Raw genomic sequence first — 21,380 nt, 5'->3', positions numbered from 1 at the left:
TCGTCGCCCCTTGTCCTGCACGGGTTCATGGCCGCTCGGGAGCGCCGGCGGACCAGACGCGCCAGGCCGTCACGGCGACACGGATCAGCGGTCCGGGCGGCGGGTCGACGGCGTACTGCGGGTACTTGGCCGCCAGCGCGGCGAGCGCGTCGCGGACCTCCGGTGTCCCGTCCACCGGCACGACCCGCGCCGTCCCGTCGGCACGCACCCACCACAGCGCCGACCAGTCGTCCTCGTAGTGGTCCACCAGGAGGCTGACGGCGTGGTGCGCCTCGATGTTCGCGAGCCGCTGCAGCCGCCGCGTGGACTTCGGCTTGTCGTCGACCGCGGTCCAGACGACGTCACCGATCAGCGCGAAGGTCACCGGCACCACGTGCGGGTCGCCGACGGGCGTCACCGTCGCCAGTCGGGCGACCCGGGCCGCGGCGAAACGGGCCCGACCGCCGTCCATCGCTCCACGGTAGGCGACGGGCGGCGGGTCCTTGCTCCGCCGTCGGTCGTGCCGGGGCGCCCCGGCCGTGCCTTTCCCTCCGCGGCGCAACGGTGAAGACTGAGGCCTCCCGGGGGCTGGCCATGCTCGCCAGGTGGCGGGTCGGGCTGCGGGCGCTACCGGAGGGACCGCGATGGCCGTCGTGACGATCACCGAGTCACCGCTCTCGATCGAGCAGCTGCTCGCCGTCGTCCGCGGCGCGCGGGTGGAGCTCGACGACGGCGCACGCGGGCGCATCGCCGCGGGCCGGGCCGTCGTGGAGAAGGCGCTGGACGCCGGCGACGCCGTCTACGGGCTGACCACCCAGGTGGGCCACGGCAAGGACACCCGGCTCACGGAGGAGGAGATCCGCGGCGAGCAGCTCTTCCTCGTGATGTCCCACAGCGGCGGGATCGGCGCGAGGCTGCCCACCGACGTCGTGCGCGCGGCGCTCGCGGTGCGCCTGAACGGCATCGCGCGCGGCGGGTCGGGCGCCGGGGTCGCGGTCGCCGAGGTCCTGGCGGCGATGCTCAACGCGCGCGTCCACCCGGTGGCGCCGGAGATCTCCTCGGTGGGCGCGGGCGACCTGGGGCCGATGGCCAGCATGGCGCAGGTCGCCGTCGGCGCCGGCCGCGCCGAGCACCGCGGTCAGGTGCTGCCCGGCGGGGAGGCGCTGCGCCGGGCGGGCATCACGCCGCTCGTGCTCGGCGGCAAGGACGGTCTCGCGCTGATCTCGGCCAACGCGGTGTCCGTCGGCCACGCCGCCCTCGTCGTCGACCGCGCCGAGCGGGCCGCGCAGGCGGCGGACCTGGCCGCCGCGCTCTCCATGGAGGCGACCGGCGCCAACCTCTCGGTGCTGCACCCCTCCGTGGCGCGGGCCAAGGGGATCGCCGGGCAGACCGCCACGGCGGACCATCTCCGTGGTCTGCTCGCGGGCAGCGCGCTGACGCGACCTGACGCCGCCCGCTCCGTCCAGGACGCCCTCTCGTTCCGCGTCGTCCCGCAGGTCCACGGCGCGCTGCGGGAGTACGTGACGGCCGCGCGGCACGCGGTCACGGCCGAGCTCAACGCGGCCGCCGACAACCCGCTCGTGTCGGTGGACGAGGGCACGCTCCTCAGTAACGGGAACTTCCATCCCATGGTCCTCGCCATCGGGTTCGACGCGCTGCGCATCGCGCTCGCGCACGTCGGTCAGCTCAGCGAACGCCGGATGGCCCACCTCTGGGACGCGTTCTTCCGGACGGCGCAGGGACCGCCGCCGTCGGCCGTGTACGGGCTCCAGCTGCGCTACACCGCGGCGGCCCTGCTGCCCGAGCTCCTCCAGGCGGCGGCCCCCGCGACGCTCGACACCCCGCCGCTCGACCTCGGCGTCGAGGACCACGCCACGGGCGCCCCGCTCGCCGTTCGACGGACGGACCAGGCGCTGGGCATGCTCGAGGACCTGCTCGCGATCGAGGCGCTCCTCGCTCACGACGTCGTGGCGCAGTCCGCCTTCCCTGTGACAGGGGCGGGCACCGCCGATTTCCTGAACACAGTGAAGGAGGCCGTCGCCGCCGCGGAGCCCTACGCCGACGCGGTCCACGCGGCGCTCCGGCACCGGTTTCCCGCTGGGCCCTCACCTTCCGCCGCCGGGCACGTGTAGCGCGGCCGGCGTCTTCCCCCACCGGAGGCGTGTGGCGCGGACGCTCGCCGACCGAGGGCCCCTCGTCGGGAACGGCCCCGCGCGTCGTCGAACGATCTGCCGGAGCTGGGCGGTGGTCCCGACGGCATGGGCGAGACCTAGACTGCCGCGCGTGGACCCCTTCGAGTTCATCGGGAACTACTGGTGGCTCGTGTTCCCGCTCGGCGGCGCCCTCGGCGGCTCCGTCGGCGCCTTCATGCGCAACGCCCGCAAGTGGGACGAGCAGCGCCGGCAGGACAAGATCGAGCTCGCCCGGATCAAGTACGGCGCCCGCGCCGCCGAGGCCGAGCATGCCAGGGTCACCCAGGCCGAGATCGAGCGGACCCTCGCCCGGCACCGGGCGGTCAACGGGCGGTGGCTCGACTACGAGCTCGACGTCGCCAAGCTCATCGACTACCCGCTGATGACCGACATGCGGGAGCCGCTCACGCTCGACTTCCACCGGGCGAAGCGGGACGCCGACGCCCTGCGGCCCGACGACGCCGCCGAGCTGGAGGATCCCGGCCGGCTCGCCGAGTACCGCGACGCGGTGCGCCACTTCGAGACCACCTTCGACCTCGCCGAGCAGGAGGCGCGGCGGCGCCGCACGTCGGACTTCACGGTGGTGGAGCAGCAGTCGCTGACCCGCGCGAAGAAGTTCATCGCGCTCGCCGACGACCCGGCCGCCACCCATGCCGAGCGGCAGTCCGCCTACAAGCGGGCGATGCGCGAGCTCGAGGGGCTCGTGGTGCTGCCGGCGGCCACCACGGACGCCTTCGAGCAGCGGATCGCCGGGGCGATCGACGCGCCGCCGCTGGGGGATGCGGGCACGCGCTGAGGCGCCGCACCACCTCGACGCACGACCCGACACAGACCCGACGACGCACGAGGAGTCCGATGACCAAGGTGTGGCCGGTGGTCCACGCGGATCGTGCCGCTCTGATCGAGGACCTCCAGGCGTCCCGGCGGGGCGGTGGTCCACCCCGTCGCTGTGCCCCGGATGGGACGTCCACGACGTGCTGGCCCACCTGGTCGACGACGCGAGGACCACGCGGCTGAGCTTCGTCCGCGGCCTCCTCGCCTCCGGCCTCGTCTTCGACCGGCTCGGGGCGCGCGGCGTCGCGCGCGAACGCGCGCAGGACCCGCGCCGCACGCTCGAGGCCTTCCGCTCCGTGGGGGCGCCCCGTGCGTCCGGAGGAGCTCACGGGACCGGCGCTGACAGCCTGGAACGTGCCTAGCTCGATCGGGCCCCGCTCCCCGTCAGGCCTCGAGCCCGGCCGCGCCGATCTCGAGGTCCATGTCCGTCCTCGCCTCCCTCACCATGGCCAGCGTGGTCTCGTCCTCGAGGACCTCCGCGCGCGACGAGGGCACGAGCACCGCGAGTGCGGCGAGCGGGCCGCCGCCCGCGTCGTGGAGGGACATGCCGAGCACGTGCACCCCGGGCTCCGTCTCCTCGTGGTTGAGGGCGTACCCGCGCTGCCGTGTCTCCTCCAGCGTCGTCGTGAGGCGGCGGAACTCGGCGTCGGGGAGGTACGTGCCGGCGAACTTCGCCGACTGGCTCCGGAAGAGCCGTTCGAGGAACGCCGGGTCGAGGTCGGCGAGGATCGCCTTCCCGCCCGCGGCGAGCCGGGCGTCCTGCACCAGGCCCGTCCGGTCGCCGACCCGGAGGAGCTGGCCGCCCTCCACGGTCATCAGCACCCGGATCCGCGTGCCCGTTCGGAACATCAGGCTGACGGTCTCGTCCAGTCTCGCGGCCAGGAGATCGAGGTGCGGGCCGAGCAGCTGCTTGAGGCGCCGCGTCCACGGGAAGGGCGAGGGGGCCGCGCCCATCGACGGCCCGGGGACGTACGCGCGGGACTCGTCCTGGATCGCGAAGTCCCGGTACACCAGCATCGCCAGCAGCCGGTGCGCCGTCGAGGGGGAGACGTCCAGCTCGCGCGCGATGTCGGACAGCCGTGCGCCGCCGGTGTCCCGCAGGATCTGGATGATCCGCAGGGCGTGGTCGACCGAGCTCAGGGCGTACCGCGGCCGCTCGTAGACCTGCTTCGGTTCGGTGGGCACGGACACAGGGAACTCCCTTCCTGCCCGCGGGGCCAAGTCGGCCCGCGACGATCGTGGTCCGGGAGCCGCCGGAGGCTTCCGCGCCGGTGAGCGCGGAGGCCTCGCGGACCAGCGGGCAGGGTCAGCCGATCTCGGTCAGCTCGGCCCGGTGGTTGCGCCGCAGCCAGCGGACGCAGACGAGCGAGAGGAGCAGCACGGCGACGTTCACGGCGGCGATCGCCCAGAAGTTGCCGGTGCTGGCCAACGCGGCGGCGAGCATCGGTGCCGGCGCGGAGAAGAGCAGCTGGGAGAAGGAGAGCGAGAGCGCCGACCCGGAGAAGCGCATGTTGGTCGGGAACTCCTCGGCGTAGAGCGCGGGCTGCGAGCCGAACTCGAACTGCACGCCGCTGATGGCGAGCGCCACGGTGGCGGTGACGAGGACGACGTTGCCGGTGGCCGCGGCGGGGAAGAAGCAGACCACCGCGACGATCTGCGCGAGGATCGCGATGACGAGGATCGGCCGGCGGCCGATCCGGTCGCTCAGGCGGCCGCCGAGCAGCCCGAAGAGCACGGAGACGCCGTTGGCGACCAGCACGATGACGAACGCCTGCGACTGGACGAAGCCCGCGCTGGTGGTGAGGTAGTTCAGGCCGTAGACGGCCATCGTGTAGAACGTGACGTTCGAGCCGGCCCGCACCAGCATGAGCTTGGTGATCGTCCCCGGGCGCGACCTGAGCACCTGGAGCCCGCTGACGGACTCCGTCGAGGCGGCCTTGTGCTCGACGAACACGGGCGTCTCCTCGAGCCGGAGCCGGATGAAGATCCCGACGAGGACGAGGAAGATGCTCATCAGGAAGGGCACGCGCCAGCCCCAGGAGAGGAACGCGGCCTCGCTCAGGGAGCTGCTCAGCACGACGAGGGTGACGTTCGCGAGCACCTGGCTCAGCGGTGAGCCGATGTTGATGAACGCCCCGAGGAACCCGCGCTGCCGGGCGTTCGCGTGCTCGAGGATCATCAGCTGCGCACCGGTGGCCTCGCCGCCCAGGGAGAACCCCTGCAGGAACCGCAGCGCGACCAGCACGGCGGCGATGGTGACGCCCTGGTTGACCGGCAGCGCACCGATCGCCAGCGAGCTCACCCCCATGAGGACGAAGGTGCCGAGCAGGACGGGACGGCGGCCGTACTTGTCCCCGAGGTGACCGCAGACGACGGCGCCGAGCGGGCGGGCGAAGAACCCGACGCCGAACGTGGCGAAGGAGGCGATGAGACCGCCGGCCGCTCCGAGGCCGGAGAAGAACAGCACGGGGAAGATCGTCGCCGACAGGGCGCCGTAGACGGCGAAGTCGAACCACTCGAGCGCCGAGCCGATCGCGCCGCTGACCACCGCGGTTCTCTTCTGCGCGCGCCGGCCGGGCGCCCCTGCCTCGTCGCGGTCCAGCGGCGGGGCAGCGACAGCAAATGTCTCCTGCGTCATGTTTGAGGCCTTCCGTGTCGTGGGCCGCGGTGGCCCTGTCTCGCCTTCGAGCGGGCCGAACGTAACCAGGACCAAGGTCCCCGTCAACGCAGTGTTCTGCTATCTGGAAAAGCGGTTCCCTGACCGGCTGCGGCGCTCGTGAGGGACCGCCGGGCGGCTGCTTCGATGGCGGCCCACGGGGGCCAGCCAGGGTTTCTGTCATACGGAAAGCGGTGTGCGCACTGCATGAGCGTCCGCCTATGTTGTGGCGTCGCAGGGGCGCGGAGCCAAGGACACAGCGAGGAGGCGTGGGATGGCACTGGTGGACGGTTCGTCGTGGGACGTGGTCGTGCTCGGAGGTGGTCTGGCCGGGTTGCGCGCGGCGTCGGTCGCCGCCGCTGCCGGCGCGAGCGTGGTGCTGCTGGAGAAGCAGGACCGGCTGGGCGGGTCGTCGGCCCTGTCGGCCGGGATGTTCTGGACCGCGCCCGATCTGGCCTCCTACCACCAGCGCGTCCCCGACGGCGACCGCGAGCTCGCCGCCCGGCTGATCGCCGAGTACGAGACCGACCTGGCCGACATACGCGCGAGCGGCGTCAACGTCGACGACGAGCCGACGCTCGGCGTGATGGGCGACTTCGGCCGCGGTTACTCCTTCGACGTCCGCTCCTACCTCGGGATCCTCGAGGATCGGCTCCGTGCACGCGGCGGCGAGGCGTGCACCGGCGTCCGCACCCTCGGGATCGAGCGCACGGACGACGGACGGTTCCTCGTCCGCACCGAGACGGCGGGCGGGCGGGCGCAGCTGCGCACCTCCGCCGTCGTCCTCGCCACCGGAGGCTTCCAGGCCTCCCCGGAGCTCCGAGCCGCTCACATGCCGGCGGTCGGCGCGGACATCGTCCTGCGCTCGAACCCCGGCAGCGAGGGCGACGGGCTGAGGCTCGCGACGTCCCTGGGCGCCGGGCTCGCCGGAGACCTCGGCACGTTCTACGGGCACCTCGTCCCGCACCCGGTCACCGGGTTCACACCGGACCGGTTCATGCTGTTCTCGCAGTACTACTCCAGCCACGGCATTCTCGTCGCGGCGGACGGGCGGCGCTTCGCCGAGGAGTCCCGGGGCGACGAGATCCTCAACCAGGACCTCGCCGAGGTCGACGGCATGACCGCGTTCCTCCTCTTCGACGACGAGGTGCGATCCACGTACGGCGTCTCCGAGCCCTTCGCCAACTTCGGGCGCGTGGACCGGTTCGAGCTCGCGGTGGCCGCGGGAGCGCGCCACGCGACGGCCGGGACCCTCGGGGGGCTCGTGCGGCAGCTGGGCGCCCTCGGCGTCGACGCCGACCAGCTCACGCGGACGCTCGCGGGCGACGTCGAGCCCTCACGTCTGGCGCGGCGGGTGTCCCGGGCCGCACCGCCCACCACGCACCAGCTGGAAAGACTCCGACGGGGCCCGTTCTACGCCCTCGAAGTCCAGCCGGCCATCACCTTCACGCTCGGCGGTATCGCCATCGACCCCGGCACGTCCGCGCTGGACCGCGCGGGCGCACGGATCGACGGGCTCTACGCCGCCGGGGCGGACATCGGAGGGTTCAACAACTACGGCTACGCGGGCGGTCTCGCGCCCGCCCACCTCACCGGGAGCATCGCCGGCCGTGCGGCGGCCCGGCGCGCGCTCGGCGCGCTCACCGGCGCGCACGAGGGGGCGACGTGCTGAGGAAACGCGTCGCGCTCCTGCAGCGCCGGTCCGACCTGTCCTTCGCGGAGTTCGACGAGCACTGGGCGGTCCCGCACGCGCGGATCATCGCGGCCCTGCCGGGCCTCGACGAGTACGTGCAGAACTCCGTCCGGTCGTTCTGGACGAACGGCGAGCCGGAGAGGTCGATTGACGGCGTCGTCGAGGTCTGGTTCGACGACGGCGTCGTCGCCTCCCCGCAGGCGCACACCTCCGCCGAGCAGCAGGACGACGAGGTCAGGTTCATCCGCACCCTCACCGCCTTCACGGTCACGAACCGGCAGAGCTACGACGCCGAGGCCAAGGTGTGGGTGCTCTCGCCCGAGCCGTTCGACCTGTCGGGCGTCGCGGATGCGGCCGGCGTCGAGCCGATGGTGGCCCAGCCCGACCGGGACGCGGTGCTCATGGAGCGGCCGCGGCTCCGCCGGGAGCACGCCGCCCCCGCGTCGATCGCCGTCTTCCCCTCGAGCGAGGATGGCGCGAGCGACCTGTTCGAGGCCGTCGTCGACGGCGTGGCGATCGGTCCGGCGCCGAGCGGGGTGAGGGTGCTGAGGACGGCGTCGAGACGCGTCCGCTGACGGGTTGCCCGGCGGGGGCGCGGCACCCGCCGGCCGCGCCGGGCGCCGCCGGCGGGCGGGCGTGCTCGGTGCCGTGACGGCGGGGAAGCGTGCTCACTGCCCCTTGACGTTGACGATCTGGTGGAGGACGTGGCGGACGGAGACGAGGTCCGCGGCGTCGGCCATGACCACGTCGATGTCCTTGTAGGCGTCGGGGATCTCGTCGACGAAGTCCGGCAGGTCGCGGTACTCGATGCCGCGCATCCGCGCTCGCAGGTCGTCCTGCGTGAAGGTCTTGCGGGCCCTGGTCCGGGAGTACGCCCGGCCGGCGCCGTGCGGGGCGGAGTGCAGCGCCATCGCGTTGCCCTTCCCGGTGACGACGTAGGAGGCGGTGCCCATCGAGCCGGGGATGAGGCCCGGCACGCCCGCGTGGGCGTCGATGGCACCCTTGCGGGAGATCAGCACCTGCCGACCGAGGTGCTCCTCGCGCGCCGTGTAGTTGTGGTGGGCGTTGACCTCCTCGACCCGTTCGGCGTCCTCGCCCATGAAGCGGCCCAGCTGGTCGATCACCCGGTCCTTCATCACCTCGCGGTTGAGGCGGGCGAACTCCTGGGCCCAGTGCAGGTGGGCCAGGTAGTCGTGGAAGGCGGCGTCGTCGTCGGTGAGGTAGGCGAGGTCGCGGTGCGGCAGAGCGCCCGGGCGTGCCGGGATGCGCTGCTTCGCCTTGTCGATGAAGTGGCGGGCGATGCGGTTGCCCACCCCGCGGCTGCCCGAGTGCAGGAAAACCCACACGTCGCCCCGCTCGTCGGCGCTGACTTCGATGAAGTGGTTCCCGCCGCCCAGGGACCCGAGCTGGTGACGCCAGTTCTTGGCGAACGCGGCGGGACGGGCGCCGTCGTCCGCCGCGAGCTCCTCCAGACGGTCGACGGCGGCCGTCGCGGTTCCCCGGACCTTCCGGTTGTGCTGGCCCGGGCTGAGACCGCCCGCTCGATCTGCTCGCGCAGCTCCGCCGGCGGCCGGCCGACGCCGCGCAGCTGCCGCTCGGTGAACTGCGTGCGCACCGCCACCATGCCGCATCCGATGTCCACGCCCACGGCGGCGGGCATCACCGCCCCCACGGTCGGGATCACGGAGCCGACCGTCGCGCCGATGCCCTGGTGCGCGTCCGGCATGAGCGCCACGTGCGGCTCGACGAACGGCATGCTGGCGGTGCGCCTGGCCTGCTCCAGCGTCTCCTCGTCCACGAGCGACGCCCAGGAGTAGAGCTTGTCGGTGATCCGCTCCATGCCTGACAGCGTTCCAGCCGTGCCCGGTGCGGGCACGTCGCCCCGGGGCGGGCACGCGCGGGCGCGGCGACCTTCACCAGCCCTCCGGCGCCGCGATGCTCAGGCGGGCCAGCCGTTCCGGGGCGGCGACGACGTCGATGGCGGTGATCCGGCCGCCGTCGACGGCGAAGGCCAGCACCACCGACAGTCGGCCGTCCGGCGCCATGACGATCCCCGGTGCGCCGTCCACCAGGGCGACCTCCGAGACCAGCGCCCGGACGGCCGCGGCCGCGGCGCTCCGGGCCACAATCTCCGCGCCGCGGAGCACCACCGGCCGGCCGCCGGGCACGGCCTGAGCGTCGGCCTGGAGGACGACGTCGGGGTCGAGGACGCGGATCAGCGCCTCGAGGTCGCCGTTCTGAGCCGCGGCGAGGAACGCCTCGACGAGCCGACGCCGTCGGCCCAGATCACCGTGCGGCGGCTCGGAGCCGCGGACTCGCCGGCGGGCGCGGCTCGCGAGCTGGCGCGCTGCCGCCGGGGTCCGTCCCACGATCGGCCCGATCTCCTCGAACGGCAGGTCGAACATGTCGTGCAGCACGAACGCCAGCCGCTCGGCGGGGGTGAGGGTGTCGAGCACGACGAGCAGGGCGAGGCCCACCGAGTCGGCGACGACCGCCTCCTCCTCGGGGCCGGCGCGGTCGTCCGGCCGGTCCGCCGTCCCGAGCTCGAGCGGCTCCTCCCGCCGGCGCCGGCGGGAGCGGAGCATGTTCAGGCACACCCGCGCCACCACCGTGGTGAGCCAGGCCCGCAGGTCCTCGACGTCTTCGATGCCCGCCCGACCGGCCCGCAGCCACGCGTCCTGGACGGCGTCCTCCGCCTCGCTCGCCGAACCGAGCATCCGGTAGGCCACCGCGCGCAGGTGCGGGCGGTGCTCCTCGAAACGCTCGGCGAGCGCGTCGTCCATCGGCCCACGCTCTCAGGACGCCGCCCCGACCGCCAGGGAACCGACCACGGGCGCCAGGTACAGCAGCGGGTAGGGGACGTGGGTGTACGCGCGGGCACGCAGCACCGTGACGACGGCGCCGGTGAAGTACAGGATCAGCCCGATCGCTGCGGCGACGCCGCCGGCCGGCACCACCAGGCCGGCCAGCAGGCCGAGCGCACCGGCGGCCTTGGCGGCACCCAGCCACGGCCACCAGGCGCGCGGCACGCCGTACTCGGTGAGGGAGTCGGTCACCCAGGTCGCGCCCCTGAGAAGGGAGACGGCGGAGAACCCGACCCACAGGGCGGCGAAGACGGTGACGACGACGTAGGCGGTGGGCACGACAGCTCCTCTTCTCACAGGGCGGGCCTCCCGGCGCCGCCCGTTCGGTTCGGTCACTGTCTTGGACACCGCTCGTGCCCCGAGTGTGACGAGGGAATCCGTCCGGGTCTCCTCCTGGACACGCGATCGGTGCGGTGCTTCGCTTGACCGCGTGGCCACAACGGTGCGGGCCGACTACCTCGTGGTGGGGGCGGGGGCCAGCGGCATGGCCTTCACCGACGCGCTGACCGACCACGCAGACGTGCGGGTCGCCGTGGTGGACCGCCGTTTCGGCGTCGGCGGGCACTGGCTCGAGGACTATCCCTTCGTCCGCCTGCACCAGGCCTCGGCGTTCTACGGGGTCGCCTCCACGCTGCTCGGGGAGGGCCGCCTCCAGGACCACGGGCCGGAGACGGGCCTGCAGGAGCGGGCCACCGAGCCGGAGATCTGCGCCTACTTCGCGCGGGTGGCGGACCGGCTGCTCGAGTCGGGCAGGGCGGAGTTCTTCCCCAACTGCGAGTACCTCGGCGACGGTGAGTTCGTCTCGTGCATCTCCGGCGAGCGCTTCGAGGTGGGGCCGGGATGCCGGCTGGTCGACGGGCGGTACCTCGCCCCGGACATCCCGGCCACGACGCCCGCGCCGTTCGAGGTCGCGGAGGATGCGCGGGTGCTGCCGGTCAACGACCTCGCCCGCGTGAGCGACGCGCCGGGCCAGTACGTCGTCGTCGGCTCCGGCAAGACCGCGACCGACGCCTGCGTCTGGCTCCTCTCGCGCGGGGTGGACCCCGGGGCGATCTGTTGGGTACGGCCCCGCGACCCGTGGATGTTCAACCGGGCGGTGGTCCAGCCGGACCCGGCGGTCTTCATCGGCATGGTGGCCGACGTGATGGCGGCGGCCGAGGCCGCCACCTCGCTCGAGGACCTCTTCCTCCGGCTGGAGGACGCCGGCATCATGCTGCGCATCGACACGTCCGTGATGCCGACGATGGCGAAGGCCCCGACCCTCGCCACCTGGGAGCTCGACCAGCTCCGCACGATCGAGCACGTCGTCCGGCTGGGCCACGTCCGCCGCGCGGAGGCGGGTCGCCTCGTCCTGGACCGGGCCGAGTTGACGACGGCGAGGGACGCCGTCGTCGTGCACTGCGCGGCGTCCGGGCTGAAGTACCCGCCGCTGGTGCCGATCTGGGGGCCGGAGGCCATCACGCTGCAGGCCATCCGCACGGGCTTCCCGTGCTTCGGGGCGGCACTGGCGGGCTACGTCGAGGCCACCAGGGAGGACGACGCGGAGAAGAACCGGCTCTGCCCGCCCACCCCGTTCGCCGACACGATGACCGACTGGGCCCGGATGAACGTGCTGGGCGCCCGGGCGGCGGCGTCGTTCAACTCCGAGCCGGACATCAAGAACTGGGCCAACGGCGTCGCGCTCAACCCCGCGCGCATCCCGCCCCGGTACGACCGCCCCGCGGCGCTGGACGACGCGCTCGGCCGGCTGCGCGCGCACTCGGCCGCCGGCATCGCCCGGCTCGAGCAGCTCGGGGGAGTGCCCGCCGCCGCATGAGCTGCGCGGCCCCGCGAGCGCGGCACTAGCATCCGGAGCACCTCATGCCGTCCGGTCAGGAGAAGCGCGATGCCGCACCACGACCCGCCCTGGGAACCGCCGCTCGCCGGGACCGACGTCGAGCACGCGATCGGAACGCTGGAACGTCTTCGCGCGACCTTCCGATGGAAGGCCGACGGCCTCGACGTGGACCAGCTGCGCGCCCGCACCGTCCCGACGTCGGAGCTGACGGTCGGTGGCCTGCTCAAGCACCTGGCGGTCTGCGAGGACGACGTCTTCTGCTGGCGGATGTCGGGCCGTCCGCCGGTCACCTGGATGCTGGTGCCGGAGGAGGACGTCGCACGTTGGCAGTTCACGGTCGAACCCGACGAGACCGCCGAGCAGGTGTACGCACTGTGGGAGGCGGCGGTCGGCCGGTCTCGAGTCAGGCTGCGCGAGCTCGTGGCCGACGGCGGGCTCGACCAGCCGGGCCACCTCGCGTACGGGGACGTGCGCCCGAGCGTCCGCCGGCACCTGCACGACATCATCGAGGAGTACGGCCGGCACACGGGCCACATGGACCTGCTGCGCGAGGCGATCGACGGGCGCGTGGGGGAGGACCCGCCCGCCGACTGGCCGATGTTGCCGCCGGCGCGAGGCTGACCGGCCTGGACTACTGGCCGACCCGTACCACCGGCGCCCGGCGGTCGACATCACCGCTGCGTGGCTGGGCGCGCTCGCGTTCGCCGTCTCGAACGTCATCAAAACCGACGACGGCGGGCGCGGGCTCTACCGGGCCGACCCCGCCAGCCACAACCTCGAGATCATCACGCGGCCGTACGGCGGGTGAGGTTCCACGGCGTCGCCAGGACGACCAGCGCCGCGGCGAGCAGGCCGAGTCCGACGACGGTGCTGACGCTGGCGGGCTCGTCCAGGAGGAGGAGGCCCAGCAGGGCGGCGGCGCCGGGCTCGGCCAGCGCCAGCGTCGCCGCGGTGGCGACGGGGACGCTGCGCAGGCCGTAGCCGTACAGCGTGTAGGCCACCGCCGTGGTGACCACGGCCAGGTGGAGGGCGACGGCGGCGCCCGCGGGCTCCAGGAGCCAGCCCGGGTCGGTGCCCAGCAGGACGGGCAGAAGAAGGAGGCCGGCACCGCCGAAGAGGCCACCCATCACCCCCGTGGAGGAGGCGCCGTGGACGATCAGCGTCGCCGCGATCACGGCGTAGGCGGCGTACGCCGCACCGGCCAGCAGCGCGAGCGCGACGCCCGTGGCGACGACGCCGGCGCCGGCACCGCCGAGAACGAGGGTGGCGCAGCCGGTCACGGCGGTCAGCGTGGCGAGCAGCCATCGTCGCGAGAGCGGCGTGCCGTGCAGGAGGCGGGTCAGCAGCCCGGTCAGGACGGGACCGGCGCCGATCGCCACCACCGTGCCCACCGCCACGCCGGTGACGTCCACGGCAGCGAAGAAGCACAGCTGATACGCGGCGACCGCGACCGAGCCCGCGGCCAGAAGCTTCCACCGGCCGGCACCGAGCAGGCCGCGCAGCTGTCCCCGCCCGGCGGCCCAGGCCAGGAGCAACCCGCCGCCGAGCACGATCCGGGCGGCGCCGACGGACGCCGCGCCCGCGTCGGCGGGGCTGTACTGGCTCGTCGTTCCCGTGGTGCCCCACAGCACGGCGGCGGCGACGACCGCGGCGATCCCCGCCCACCGAGGGGCCGCTCCCGACCTCAGGGCGGGGACTGTCGGCCGGTCCCGGATCGCGCGCACGCCGTAGGTTCTCACAGCCGAGCCGATCTGGGACCGCACCGGCGAGGCGCCCGCCCCGCCCTCCGGTCGTCAGGGCGCCGTGAACCCGGTCGCGGCCACGGACGGCCGCCCGGCCGGCGCGAGGACCGCCGTCGCCGCGCTCCCACGATCGAGCATGGCCCTGCGGTTGATGACGGCGACCGCGACGGCGACCGCGACGAAGAGCCACATGTCCCAGGGCTGGGCGTCGGGCCAGACCGGGTTGTTCATCTGGGCGTGGAAGAGGAAGGCGACCAGCAGCGAGCCGCGGGCCGCGTTGAACATCGGGGTGAGGATGACGCTGATCGCGATGACGCCGAAGAAGAACGGCCAGAAGTCCCACGCGGACTGCTTGGTGCCGCTGAGCAGGAACGACGGGGTGTGCCAGACGGCGACGATCAGGCCGAGGACCAGGCTCGCCCATAGCGGTGCGAGGCGCCGCTGGAGCAGCGGCAGCGCGACCCCGCGCCAGCCGAGCTCCTCGATCGGGCCGATGAGGAACATCGGCAGCAGGGCGGGCAGGACGGTGTACCAGGGTGCGAACGGGAACGGGTCGCCCAGGTTGCCGGTGATGGCGGCACCGGCGTAGAACACCGCGGGCATGCCGACCGCGAGCACGAGCCACCACGTCGGCCACATCCGCCACAGGGCGAAACGACGGAAGAACGCCCCGAGCCCGGCCATGCCGTAGTGACGGGCCACCAGGAGCACACCGACGATGCCGGGCGTGTAGACCATGAAGATGAAGACCGGGTTGGTGTAGCCCATCGGCCCGAGGACCACGTCGACCTGCTCCTGGAAGAACACGTACAGCATGCCCGCACCCCAGGAGAGGCCGAAGGTGGCCAGGAAGAACGCCCACAGCGAGCGGGGGGTGAGCCCCGCCGTCGTCGGACCGGTGCTCGGGCTGCGGGTGGGTGTGCGGGCGGACATGGTGACCCCTTGGATCGAATCGGACGTGAGCGGCCGGAAGGCCGTACGAACCGTCTCAGTGCGGGCCGACGCGGCGGTATCGGGGTCGGCCCTGGTCGGACCCTGGTTCGCCCCTGACCTCCAGCCGCCGTCATGGCTCAGTGGTGGACGACGTCGTCGATCGCCAGGCGGACGAACGCGCCCTCGCCGGCGTAGTCCTCGCCGTACCCGGCCACCACGCGGGTCGGCACGGTGAACCCGGCGAACGTGCCCTCCGAGAGGATGCGCGCACCGAAGGTGTGCCACCGCCATGGTCCGCCGTCGAGCCGGGCCCAGCGCCGGTTGCGGCAGCCGCGCAGGGTGCCGGAGCCGTCCACGTCCAGCGTGCACTCCTGGATCTCGCCGGCGACCGGCACGAGGGCGACCGCCTCGGTGTCCGAGACCTCGCGCCACCGGACCGCCGGGTGCAGCGCCGTGGCGGGGGACCAGCACATCTCGCTCGCGGCGCGGGCGGCGGCGCCGCGCGCGAGGTCGGCGCCGGACGCCCGCACCACGGGGACCAGCCCGAGCAGCCGGTGGGTCATCTGCGCGCGCTCGTCGTGGAGGCGGTCGACCCCCACCAGCGGGACGCCGAGGAGGCTGGTGCGCACCGGCCAGACGTAGCCCCGCAGCGGGTCCAGCGCCTGCCGGGCCCGGATCGGCCACCACCTGCGGCCGAGCCGGATCTGCCCGTGCTGGCGCATCTCGACCCGGCGGCGCAGCGGCGTTCCCGGTGCGACGGCGTGGTCGAGCCACCGGCGGGCGGCCGCCGGCAGGTCCGCCGCCATCGCGGGGTCGTACGGCTCCGGGTCGGGCGTGGGCGTGAGGAGGTCGTCCCAGTCGGGCCGGGCGGCGCGCGGCACGGCCGGGAGCTGCCTGGTCGGCGTCGTCATCGCGCCCCACCTCCGTCCTCCTCCACCATCCTCGGACGAAACGCCGGCGCGACGGACGAACGTCCCGGCGTGACGTCACGGCAGGACGGTGATGCGCCCGTCCGTGGCGACGTCGATGACGCCGAGATCGGTGGCGTGGGCGACGATCGCCTCGGCGTCGGCCGGGGCCTCCGACACCGGGACGAGCACCTCGGCCCCCGCGAACCCGGTCACGCCGTCGCCGCCCCCGGCGACGTAGTTCGTCACGGCCGCGCTGTACGTGGCGGCCGGGTCGATCGGCTCGCCGGCCACCCGCACGTCGCTCACCCGGGAGCCGACCGGCGCCGTGGGGGAGTAGGCGTAGGACATCCCGGACACCTGCGGGAACCCGCCGCCCAGGGTGTCGACCTTCGCCACGGCCTGCTCGAGCGCCTGGACGATCCCGGCGCCGCTGACCTGCACGGCCATGACCTTGTTGTCGAACGGGGCGATGGCGTACGCGTCGCGGGTGGTGAAGTCGGGCCCGGGCGCCTCGGCGCGCAGGCCGCCGCCGTTCATCCAGCCGATCTGCGTGCCGTGGTACTCACGGAAGGCGTCGGCGACGAAGTTGCCCAGGGCGGTCTCGCGCCGCCGGCTGGCGTGGTCGGGGTTGAGCAGCGGCGTCTCCACGGTGGCGAGGACGGTGGAGAGGTTCTCCTCCATCTCCGCGGCGTAGCGCTCCTCCATCGCCCGCAGCTCCGGGTCGGCGGCCACGGTGTGGTCGACCTCGACGACGGACGGCGCGAGCGCGTACTCGCCGTGCTCCTTGGTGATGTCGAGCCGGACGAGGGAGCCCATGTTCCCCTCGGACGCCATGAGCGGGACGTCGCCCTCGTGCTCGATCACGGAGTCGTACTCGGCCATCTCCTCGCCGAAGATCGCGTCGATCTGCGGCACGGCCCGCGCCAGCTCCCGGTTCTCCTCCATGGGGTGCTGGGTGACGGCGACGACGACGTCGACCTTCTCGCTCGCCGTCATCTCCGCGACGGCGGAGCGGGTGGACTCGACCGCGTCGAGCTCGTCGAGCTGGTCGCTCGCCGAGGTGGTCTCGATCGCGTCGGTCAGGCCGACGAAGCCGACCCGGACCTTGCCGACCTGCTGGACCGCCCAGGTGCCGCCGTCGACGAACGGCTCGCCCTCGCCGTCGACGAGGTTGGAGCTGATCCACGGGAAGTCCGAGGCGGCGACGAGCTCGCGGGCGTTGTCGACGCCGAAGTCGAAGTCGTGCTGGCCGAAGTTCGCGAGGTCGATGCCGATGGTGTTGAACGCCTCGACCATGGGGAAGCCCTTGTACAGGCCGCCGAAGAGCGTGCCGCCGGCGAGGTCGCCGCCGAAGACGACGGAGGTGGCGGGGTTCTCCGCGCGGACGGTGTCGATCGCCGTCGCGAGGCGGGCGACGCCGCCGCGGTCCTGGCCGCCGCCGAGCACGGGACCGATCTCGTGGGCGTCGTGGAAGTACAGCAGCGTGGCGGTCTGCGAGGTGCGCGGGTTGTCGGACCCGGCGGCGTGCTCGGGCGGGGCGGCCGCGGCCGGGGCCGCGAGCAGCAGCCCGGCGAGGGCGGCCGAGGTGGCGGCGAGGACGGTGTGACGAGGCATGGACGGGCCCTTCGTGAATCGGACGGGGTGCCGTCGGGGACGCTAGCCGCACCACGTGAACGAAGCGTGTCCGTTGTCCGTCAGCCGACGGTCCGGCGTAGCAGCGGCCCGCTCGAGCGGGCGCCCTCCGCCGACGACCACCGCCGCGTGCTCGCCGTGCTGGCGTGGCTGCGGGGACAACGCGGCACCTAGAGATCGGTGGTCTCGGTGCCGGGGCGCGGCCGCCGGCGTCCGAGGGCGCGGCCCAGCGCCGTCAGGAGGACGACCAGCCCGAGGGAGGAGATGCCGTAGCCGACCACCTGCCACCAGGTGAGCTGGTACCGGACCCCGGACAGGGTGTACCCCACCGGCGAGAGCCTCGCCTCGAGCGCGGCGATCTCCTCGGGGTCGGTGACCCACCCGTAGCCCGGCTCTCCCGACCAGTCGGGCGGACCGAAGGACGCGGCGAGCCCGCCCACGAGCAGCACCGCGCCGAGGACCGTCAGGGTGCGCGGCACGCTCATGGGCCGTCACGCTAGCGGTGACGCGGCCGCTCAGCGGCGGAATCGCTCGAGGTACCGCTCGTTGACCGCCCGCGCCTCGGGGTCGTCCTGGGCCAGGAACATCTGCGGCAGGTCGACGGTGTCCGCGGGCAGCAGGTCCCGGGCGGCCTCGTGCAGCCCGACCAGGGTCTGGGCCACGAGCACGGGCGGGCGGGCGGCCAGGCGTTCCGCGACGGCGCCGACTCGCGCCCCGAGCTCCGTGGCCTCCACCACCTCGGTCACGAGTCCGGCCGCGAGCGCCTGGTCGGCCGCCAGCGGTGTGCAGGTCAGCACCATGTCCGCCGCCCGCGTCAGGCCCACGTACCGCGCAAGCCGGGAGATGCCGCCGTAGGAGAACGGGATGCCCAGGTCGAGCTCCGGCACCGAGAACCGCGTGTCCGGGGCGGCGTAGCGCAGCTCGCACAGGGTGGCGAGGATCAGCCCCGCGCCGACGACGTGCCCGTGCAGCTGCGCCACCCGCACCACCGGGGCCTCCTCGATGGCGCGGACCACCGCGGCCAGCCGGCTGTTGGCCAGCCACCGGTCGCGGAACGTGCCCTCCGCGGTGATCGCGGTGACGTCGTACCCCGCGCAGAACGAGCGGCCCGCGCCGCGCAGCACGAGCACCCGGGCGTCGTCGTGGTACGCGAGAGCGACGGCCCGCCCGAGCTCCTCGAGCAGGTCCGCGCTCAGGGCGTTGAGCCGGCCCGGCCGGTGCAGCTCGATGGTGAGGACACCGCCGGCCAGGCTCACCCGGAGGTTCTCGTACCCCTCGACCAGGCCGGCCGCCGCCTCGGTAGCCCCCTCGACGGCGGTGCCGCTGACGGTCGCGCCGGTGGTGGTGTCAGACACGGGCGGTCTCCTCCTCGCGGGTGTACAGGCCGGCGAGCTGCTCGCGCAGGCGGTGCTTGAGGATCTTGCCGCCCACGGTCACCGGCAGCGCGTCGACGAACACCACCCGCTTGGGCGCCTCGTAGCGGGCCAGCCGCTGCTTGCACCGGTCGACGAGGTCCGCCTCGAGGCCCGGGCCGCCGGCGCCGTCGCGGGCGACGACGACGGCGGTCACGGCCTCGTCCCATTCCGGGTGCGGCAGGCCGACCACCGCCACGTCGTCGACGGCCGGGTGCTCACGCAGCACGGCCTCGACGCGGGCGCTCGCGACGTTCTCGCCGCCCGACTTGATGAGGTCCTTGTACCGGTCGACCATGAGGCGCTGGTCCTCCTGGCCGTACCGGAAGGCGTCCCCGCCGTGGAACCAGCCGTCGCGCAGCGCGTGGCGGGTCGCCTCCTCGTCGCGGTAGTACCCAGCCATGAGGGCGGGGGAGCGGTAGACGACCTCCCCGACGCCGTCGCCGCCCAGCGGGACGGTGGCTCCGGCGTCGTCAAGGCGCGCGGCGATGGCGGGGCTGGGCAGCCCGACGTAGTTGTCCTCGGTGCCCTTCGTCTCCTCGATGGCGTGGTTGTCCTCGTGCCAGTAGCGGTGGGCCGGGATCACCTCGGTCATGCCGAGGATCTCGGCGACGGTGACCTGCTCGCCGACGCGCTCCTTGAGCGCGGCGTAGACGTCGGCCGGCATCGGCGACCAGCCGTAGACCAGCGTGTGCAGGCTGGCGGTGTCCAGCTCTGGGCGCTCGTCGAGCGCGGCGACGACGGCGCGGACCAGCCGCGGCATGCCGGCCCACAGCGCGGTGAGCCGTTCGGTGTGGACCGCCTGCGCCATGGCCGTCGGGTCGGGCCGCCGGCCGAGGACGAGGGTGCCGCCGGAAAGGGCGACGGCGGTGAACAGGACGTCCCCGGAGTGGTAGACGATCGGGAGGAAGCAGCCGAGCCGCAGGTGGTGCTGGAACCGCAGCCCCGCCGTCGCGAGGCCGGTGAAGGAGTACCCGCCCATGTAGGCGTTGCTGTGCGAGAGCATGACGCCCTTGGGGGAGGCCGTGGTCCCGGAGGTGAAGAGGATCTCGGCGATGTCGTCGCCGTGGACGACGGCGTCCGGCTCGGCCGTCGGGCGGCCCGCGACGAACTCGGTGAACGTCGGGACGCCGGGGAGGGGGCCGCCGATGGCGATGGCCACACCGGGGAGGACGCCCCGCTCGGTGAGGACCAGCTCGGCCCGCGGCCACAGCTCGGCGTCGACGACGAGGAACGCGGGCTCCACCAGCTCGATCATCGACGCCAGCTGGTCGGCCGCCATGGAGGGGTTCATCGGGGCGGCCACGAGACCAGCCTTGGCGATGCCCAGCTTCGTCACGAGCGCCTCGACCGAGTTCTCGGTCAGGAGCGCGACGACGTCGCCGGCTCGCAGGCCCTCGGCCAGCAACGCGTGGGCGACCTGGTTGGCCAGCCGGTCCGCGGCGAGGTAGGTCAGCCGGGCGTGGGCGAGATTCTCGTAGGCGCCCTCCCAGCCGACGATCGCCTCCTTCTCCGGCTCGCTCCAGGTGAGCCGCTCGAGGAGGTCGCCCACGGAGACGCGGTTCCAGCGGCTGGTGGCGCGGCGGCCGCGCAGCGCTGCGACGTCGATGGCGGCGAGCGGCGAGCTCGCTGTCACGTCGGCGTCAGTGTCGGCGACGTGGTGCTGAAGGCGGTGGGGCACGTGAATCTCCTCGTGGTTCGGCGTGCCCCGATCGTGCGGGCCGGGCGCGCCGGCACCACTGCCGCGTCGGCGGGCGAGACGGGACACGTGGGGTGCGCTCACCATGCGGGACGAGCCACCGGGCGGCGTGCGTGGCCCGGGGCCGGGTGGTGGGATGGCTCGCCGTCGGTCGGCAGGCGTGCGCTCGCCGTCGGTCGGCAGCGTGCGGGGGTCGTCAGGCCCCGGCGACGGTCCTCCCGGGGCGTCCGTCGCGGCGAGGCTCGCCGGCGGGCCCCGACATCGTTCCGGTCGAGGAGGTGGTGCGGGCTGGACACGGTCCGACGACGTTGCCGGAGGGGTCGACGACCGAACCCGTCACGCCGCGGACGGATCCCGGGCCATGAACCAGTTGGCGACGCCGAGCACCGTCTCCTCGCCGACGACGGCGTACCCGAACCGGGAGTAGAAGGACACGTTCTGCGGCCTGTCCGTCTCGAGGTAGCCGACCTGCCCCTCGGCGTCCAGCCGACGGCAGTGGTGAGCCAGCAGAGCGGTGCCGACGCCCCGCCCCTGCAGGTGGGCGTCGACGCCGACCGGGCCGAGGTGCACGTGCGGCGTCGTCGGGTCATGGCGCGACCACGCGCCCGTCCACGCGAGAACGCGGGCCGCCGCGGCCGGGCCCAGCCGCGCGAGCGTCGGCAGCATGCGGAGCCGCTGGACGGTGGTGAGCCGGCAGGTCCCGGCGGGCGCCGCGCCGCAGACCCCGACGAGGACACCGCCGCGGAACGCGCCCGCGAGCGCCAGGGTGGGGGCGACGTCGAGCCGGCCCGTGAGCAGGCGGGCGTGGCGAGCGCGCCGCAGCCGCTCGTCGCGGCCGTACGCGGCCAGGTGGAGCGGGTTGTCGCGCATCCCCCGGGCGAGGAGGGCGACGGCGGTCCGCACCTCCTCGGGCCCGAGGGGCCGCACGAGGGTGCTTCCCGCCGGCGGCAGATCGTCCGGGGCGTGTGCCATGACGGCGACCTTAAGGGGGCGCGG

General features: G+C 73.9%; 20 protein-coding genes and 1 pseudogene. 7 read left to right on the top strand and 14 right to left on the bottom strand.

Features of this window, described 5'->3' with window-relative positions:
• Window positions 1-25: 25 nt before the first annotated feature.
• Window positions 26-451, bottom strand: a complete 426-nt coding sequence (locus ABD774_RS10150; protein WP_345040568.1) for a TIGR03668 family PPOX class F420-dependent oxidoreductase — start codon at window positions 449-451, stop codon at window positions 26-28.
• 172 nt (window positions 452-623) lie between these two features.
• On the opposite strand from ABD774_RS10150, the gene ABD774_RS10145 reads away from it, so the two are divergent.
• The 3 genes from ABD774_RS10145 (at window position 624) to ABD774_RS10135 (ending at window position 3,367) form a co-directional block, all read left to right on the top strand.
• On the top strand, window positions 624-2,111 hold the full coding sequence (locus tag ABD774_RS10145; protein ID WP_345040566.1) for an HAL/PAL/TAL family ammonia-lyase: 1,488 nt from the start codon (window positions 624-626) through the stop codon (window positions 2,109-2,111).
• A 151-nt stretch (window positions 2,112-2,262) separates the two neighbouring features.
• Window positions 2,263-2,967 carry a hypothetical protein gene (locus ABD774_RS10140; RefSeq protein WP_345040564.1) on the top strand — a complete coding sequence of 235 codons (705 nt, stop codon included), beginning with the start codon at window positions 2,263-2,265 and terminating at the stop codon, window positions 2,965-2,967.
• Between the two features lie 178 nt (window positions 2,968-3,145).
• Window positions 3,146-3,367 carry a hypothetical protein gene (locus ABD774_RS10135; protein ID WP_345040561.1) on the top strand — a complete coding sequence of 74 codons (222 nt, stop codon included), beginning with the start codon at window positions 3,146-3,148 and terminating at the stop codon, window positions 3,365-3,367.
• 22 nt (window positions 3,368-3,389) lie between these two features.
• On the opposite strand, the gene ABD774_RS10130 is transcribed toward ABD774_RS10135, so the two are convergent.
• Both ABD774_RS10130 and ABD774_RS10125 read right to left on the bottom strand, forming a co-directional pair.
• The gene (locus tag ABD774_RS10130) at window positions 3,390-4,190 is read right to left on the bottom strand and encodes an IclR family transcriptional regulator (protein ID WP_345040559.1); all 801 of its coding nucleotides are present in this window, start codon (window positions 4,188-4,190) and stop codon (window positions 3,390-3,392) included.
• Window positions 4,191-4,311: 121 nt separating this feature from the next.
• Window positions 4,312-5,643 (bottom strand): MFS transporter, encoded by a 1,332-nt coding sequence (locus ABD774_RS10125; RefSeq protein WP_345040557.1) that lies wholly within the window; start codon window positions 5,641-5,643, stop codon window positions 4,312-4,314.
• A gap of 292 nt (window positions 5,644-5,935) precedes the next feature.
• Here ABD774_RS10125 and ABD774_RS10120 point away from each other — a divergent pair, with 292 nt between their 5' ends.
• The gene (locus tag ABD774_RS10120) at window positions 5,936-7,333 is read left to right on the top strand and encodes an FAD-dependent oxidoreductase (RefSeq protein WP_345040555.1); all 1,398 of its coding nucleotides are present in this window, start codon (window positions 5,936-5,938) and stop codon (window positions 7,331-7,333) included.
• Window positions 7,327-7,929 carry an EthD domain-containing protein gene (locus ABD774_RS10115; RefSeq protein ID WP_345040553.1) on the top strand — a complete coding sequence of 201 codons (603 nt, stop codon included), beginning with the start codon at window positions 7,327-7,329 and terminating at the stop codon, window positions 7,927-7,929. Before ABD774_RS10120 ends, ABD774_RS10115 begins: the two co-directional genes overlap by 7 nt.
• Window positions 7,930-8,022: 93 nt before the next feature.
• On the opposite strand, the pseudogene ABD774_RS10110 reads toward ABD774_RS10115, so the two are convergent.
• The 3 genes and pseudogenes from ABD774_RS10110 to ABD774_RS10100 form a co-directional block, all read right to left on the bottom strand.
• Window positions 8,023-9,194, bottom strand: a pseudogene (locus ABD774_RS10110) (RtcB family protein).
• A gap of 73 nt (window positions 9,195-9,267) precedes the next feature.
• Complete coding sequence (locus tag ABD774_RS10105) at window positions 9,268-10,137, bottom strand: sigma-70 family RNA polymerase sigma factor (protein ID WP_345040551.1); 870 nt, start codon at window positions 10,135-10,137, stop codon at window positions 9,268-9,270.
• A gap of 12 nt (window positions 10,138-10,149) precedes the next feature.
• Entirely contained in the window at window positions 10,150-10,497 is a 348-nt protein-coding gene (locus ABD774_RS10100) for a DoxX family protein (protein ID WP_345040549.1), read from the bottom strand.
• 151 nt (window positions 10,498-10,648) lie between these two features.
• Between ABD774_RS10100 and ABD774_RS10095 the strand changes: the two genes are divergently transcribed.
• Window positions 10,649-12,034 carry an NAD(P)-binding protein gene (locus ABD774_RS10095; protein WP_345040547.1) on the top strand — a complete coding sequence of 462 codons (1,386 nt, stop codon included), beginning with the start codon at window positions 10,649-10,651 and terminating at the stop codon, window positions 12,032-12,034.
• Between the two features lie 69 nt (window positions 12,035-12,103).
• Window positions 12,104-12,676 carry a mycothiol transferase gene (locus ABD774_RS10090; RefSeq protein ID WP_345040545.1) on the top strand — a complete coding sequence of 191 codons (573 nt, stop codon included), beginning with the start codon at window positions 12,104-12,106 and terminating at the stop codon, window positions 12,674-12,676.
• 164 nt (window positions 12,677-12,840) lie between these two features.
• Here ABD774_RS10090 and ABD774_RS10085 read toward each other — a convergent pair whose 3' ends face one another.
• From ABD774_RS10085 to ABD774_RS10050, 8 genes are all read right to left on the bottom strand, one after another.
• Entirely contained in the window at window positions 12,841-13,779 is a 939-nt protein-coding gene (locus ABD774_RS10085; protein ID WP_345040543.1) for an EamA family transporter, read from the bottom strand.
• Between the two features lie 69 nt (window positions 13,780-13,848).
• Window positions 13,849-14,730 (bottom strand): CPBP family intramembrane glutamic endopeptidase, encoded by an 882-nt coding sequence (locus tag ABD774_RS10080; protein ID WP_345040541.1) that lies wholly within the window; start codon window positions 14,728-14,730, stop codon window positions 13,849-13,851.
• 137 nt (window positions 14,731-14,867) lie between these two features.
• Window positions 14,868-15,641: a DUF6544 family protein gene (locus tag ABD774_RS10075; protein ID WP_345040539.1), complete on the bottom strand. Its 774-nt coding sequence runs from the start codon at window positions 15,639-15,641 to the stop codon at window positions 14,868-14,870.
• Window positions 15,642-15,716: 75 nt separating this feature from the next.
• On the bottom strand, window positions 15,717-17,255 hold the full coding sequence (locus ABD774_RS10070; protein ID WP_345040536.1) for a bifunctional metallophosphatase/5'-nucleotidase: 1,539 nt from the start codon (window positions 17,253-17,255) through the stop codon (window positions 15,717-15,719).
• 188 nt (window positions 17,256-17,443) lie between these two features.
• A complete protein-coding gene (locus ABD774_RS10065) occupies window positions 17,444-17,758 on the bottom strand; it encodes a hypothetical protein (protein WP_345040534.1) in 315 nt (104 codons plus the stop codon).
• A 30-nt stretch (window positions 17,759-17,788) separates the two neighbouring features.
• Window positions 17,789-18,628, bottom strand: coding sequence for an enoyl-CoA hydratase/isomerase family protein (locus tag ABD774_RS10060; protein WP_345040532.1), 840 nt, complete (start codon window positions 18,626-18,628; stop codon window positions 17,789-17,791).
• Window positions 18,621-20,366, bottom strand: coding sequence for an AMP-binding protein (locus ABD774_RS10055; RefSeq protein ID WP_345040529.1), 1,746 nt, complete (start codon window positions 20,364-20,366; stop codon window positions 18,621-18,623). Before ABD774_RS10055 ends, ABD774_RS10060 begins: the two co-directional genes overlap by 8 nt.
• A 354-nt stretch (window positions 20,367-20,720) precedes the next feature.
• Complete coding sequence (locus tag ABD774_RS10050; RefSeq protein ID WP_345040527.1) at window positions 20,721-21,356, bottom strand: GNAT family N-acetyltransferase; 636 nt, start codon at window positions 21,354-21,356, stop codon at window positions 20,721-20,723.
• Window positions 21,357-21,380 lie beyond the last annotated feature (24 nt).

The organism is Georgenia daeguensis (assembly GCF_039537705.1).
GTDB classification, from domain to species: Bacteria; Actinomycetota; Actinomycetes; order Actinomycetales; family Actinomycetaceae; genus Georgenia; species Georgenia daeguensis.
Note: the sequence above shows the minus strand (reverse complement) of the source record. Positions and strands in the feature narration are given on the sequence as shown.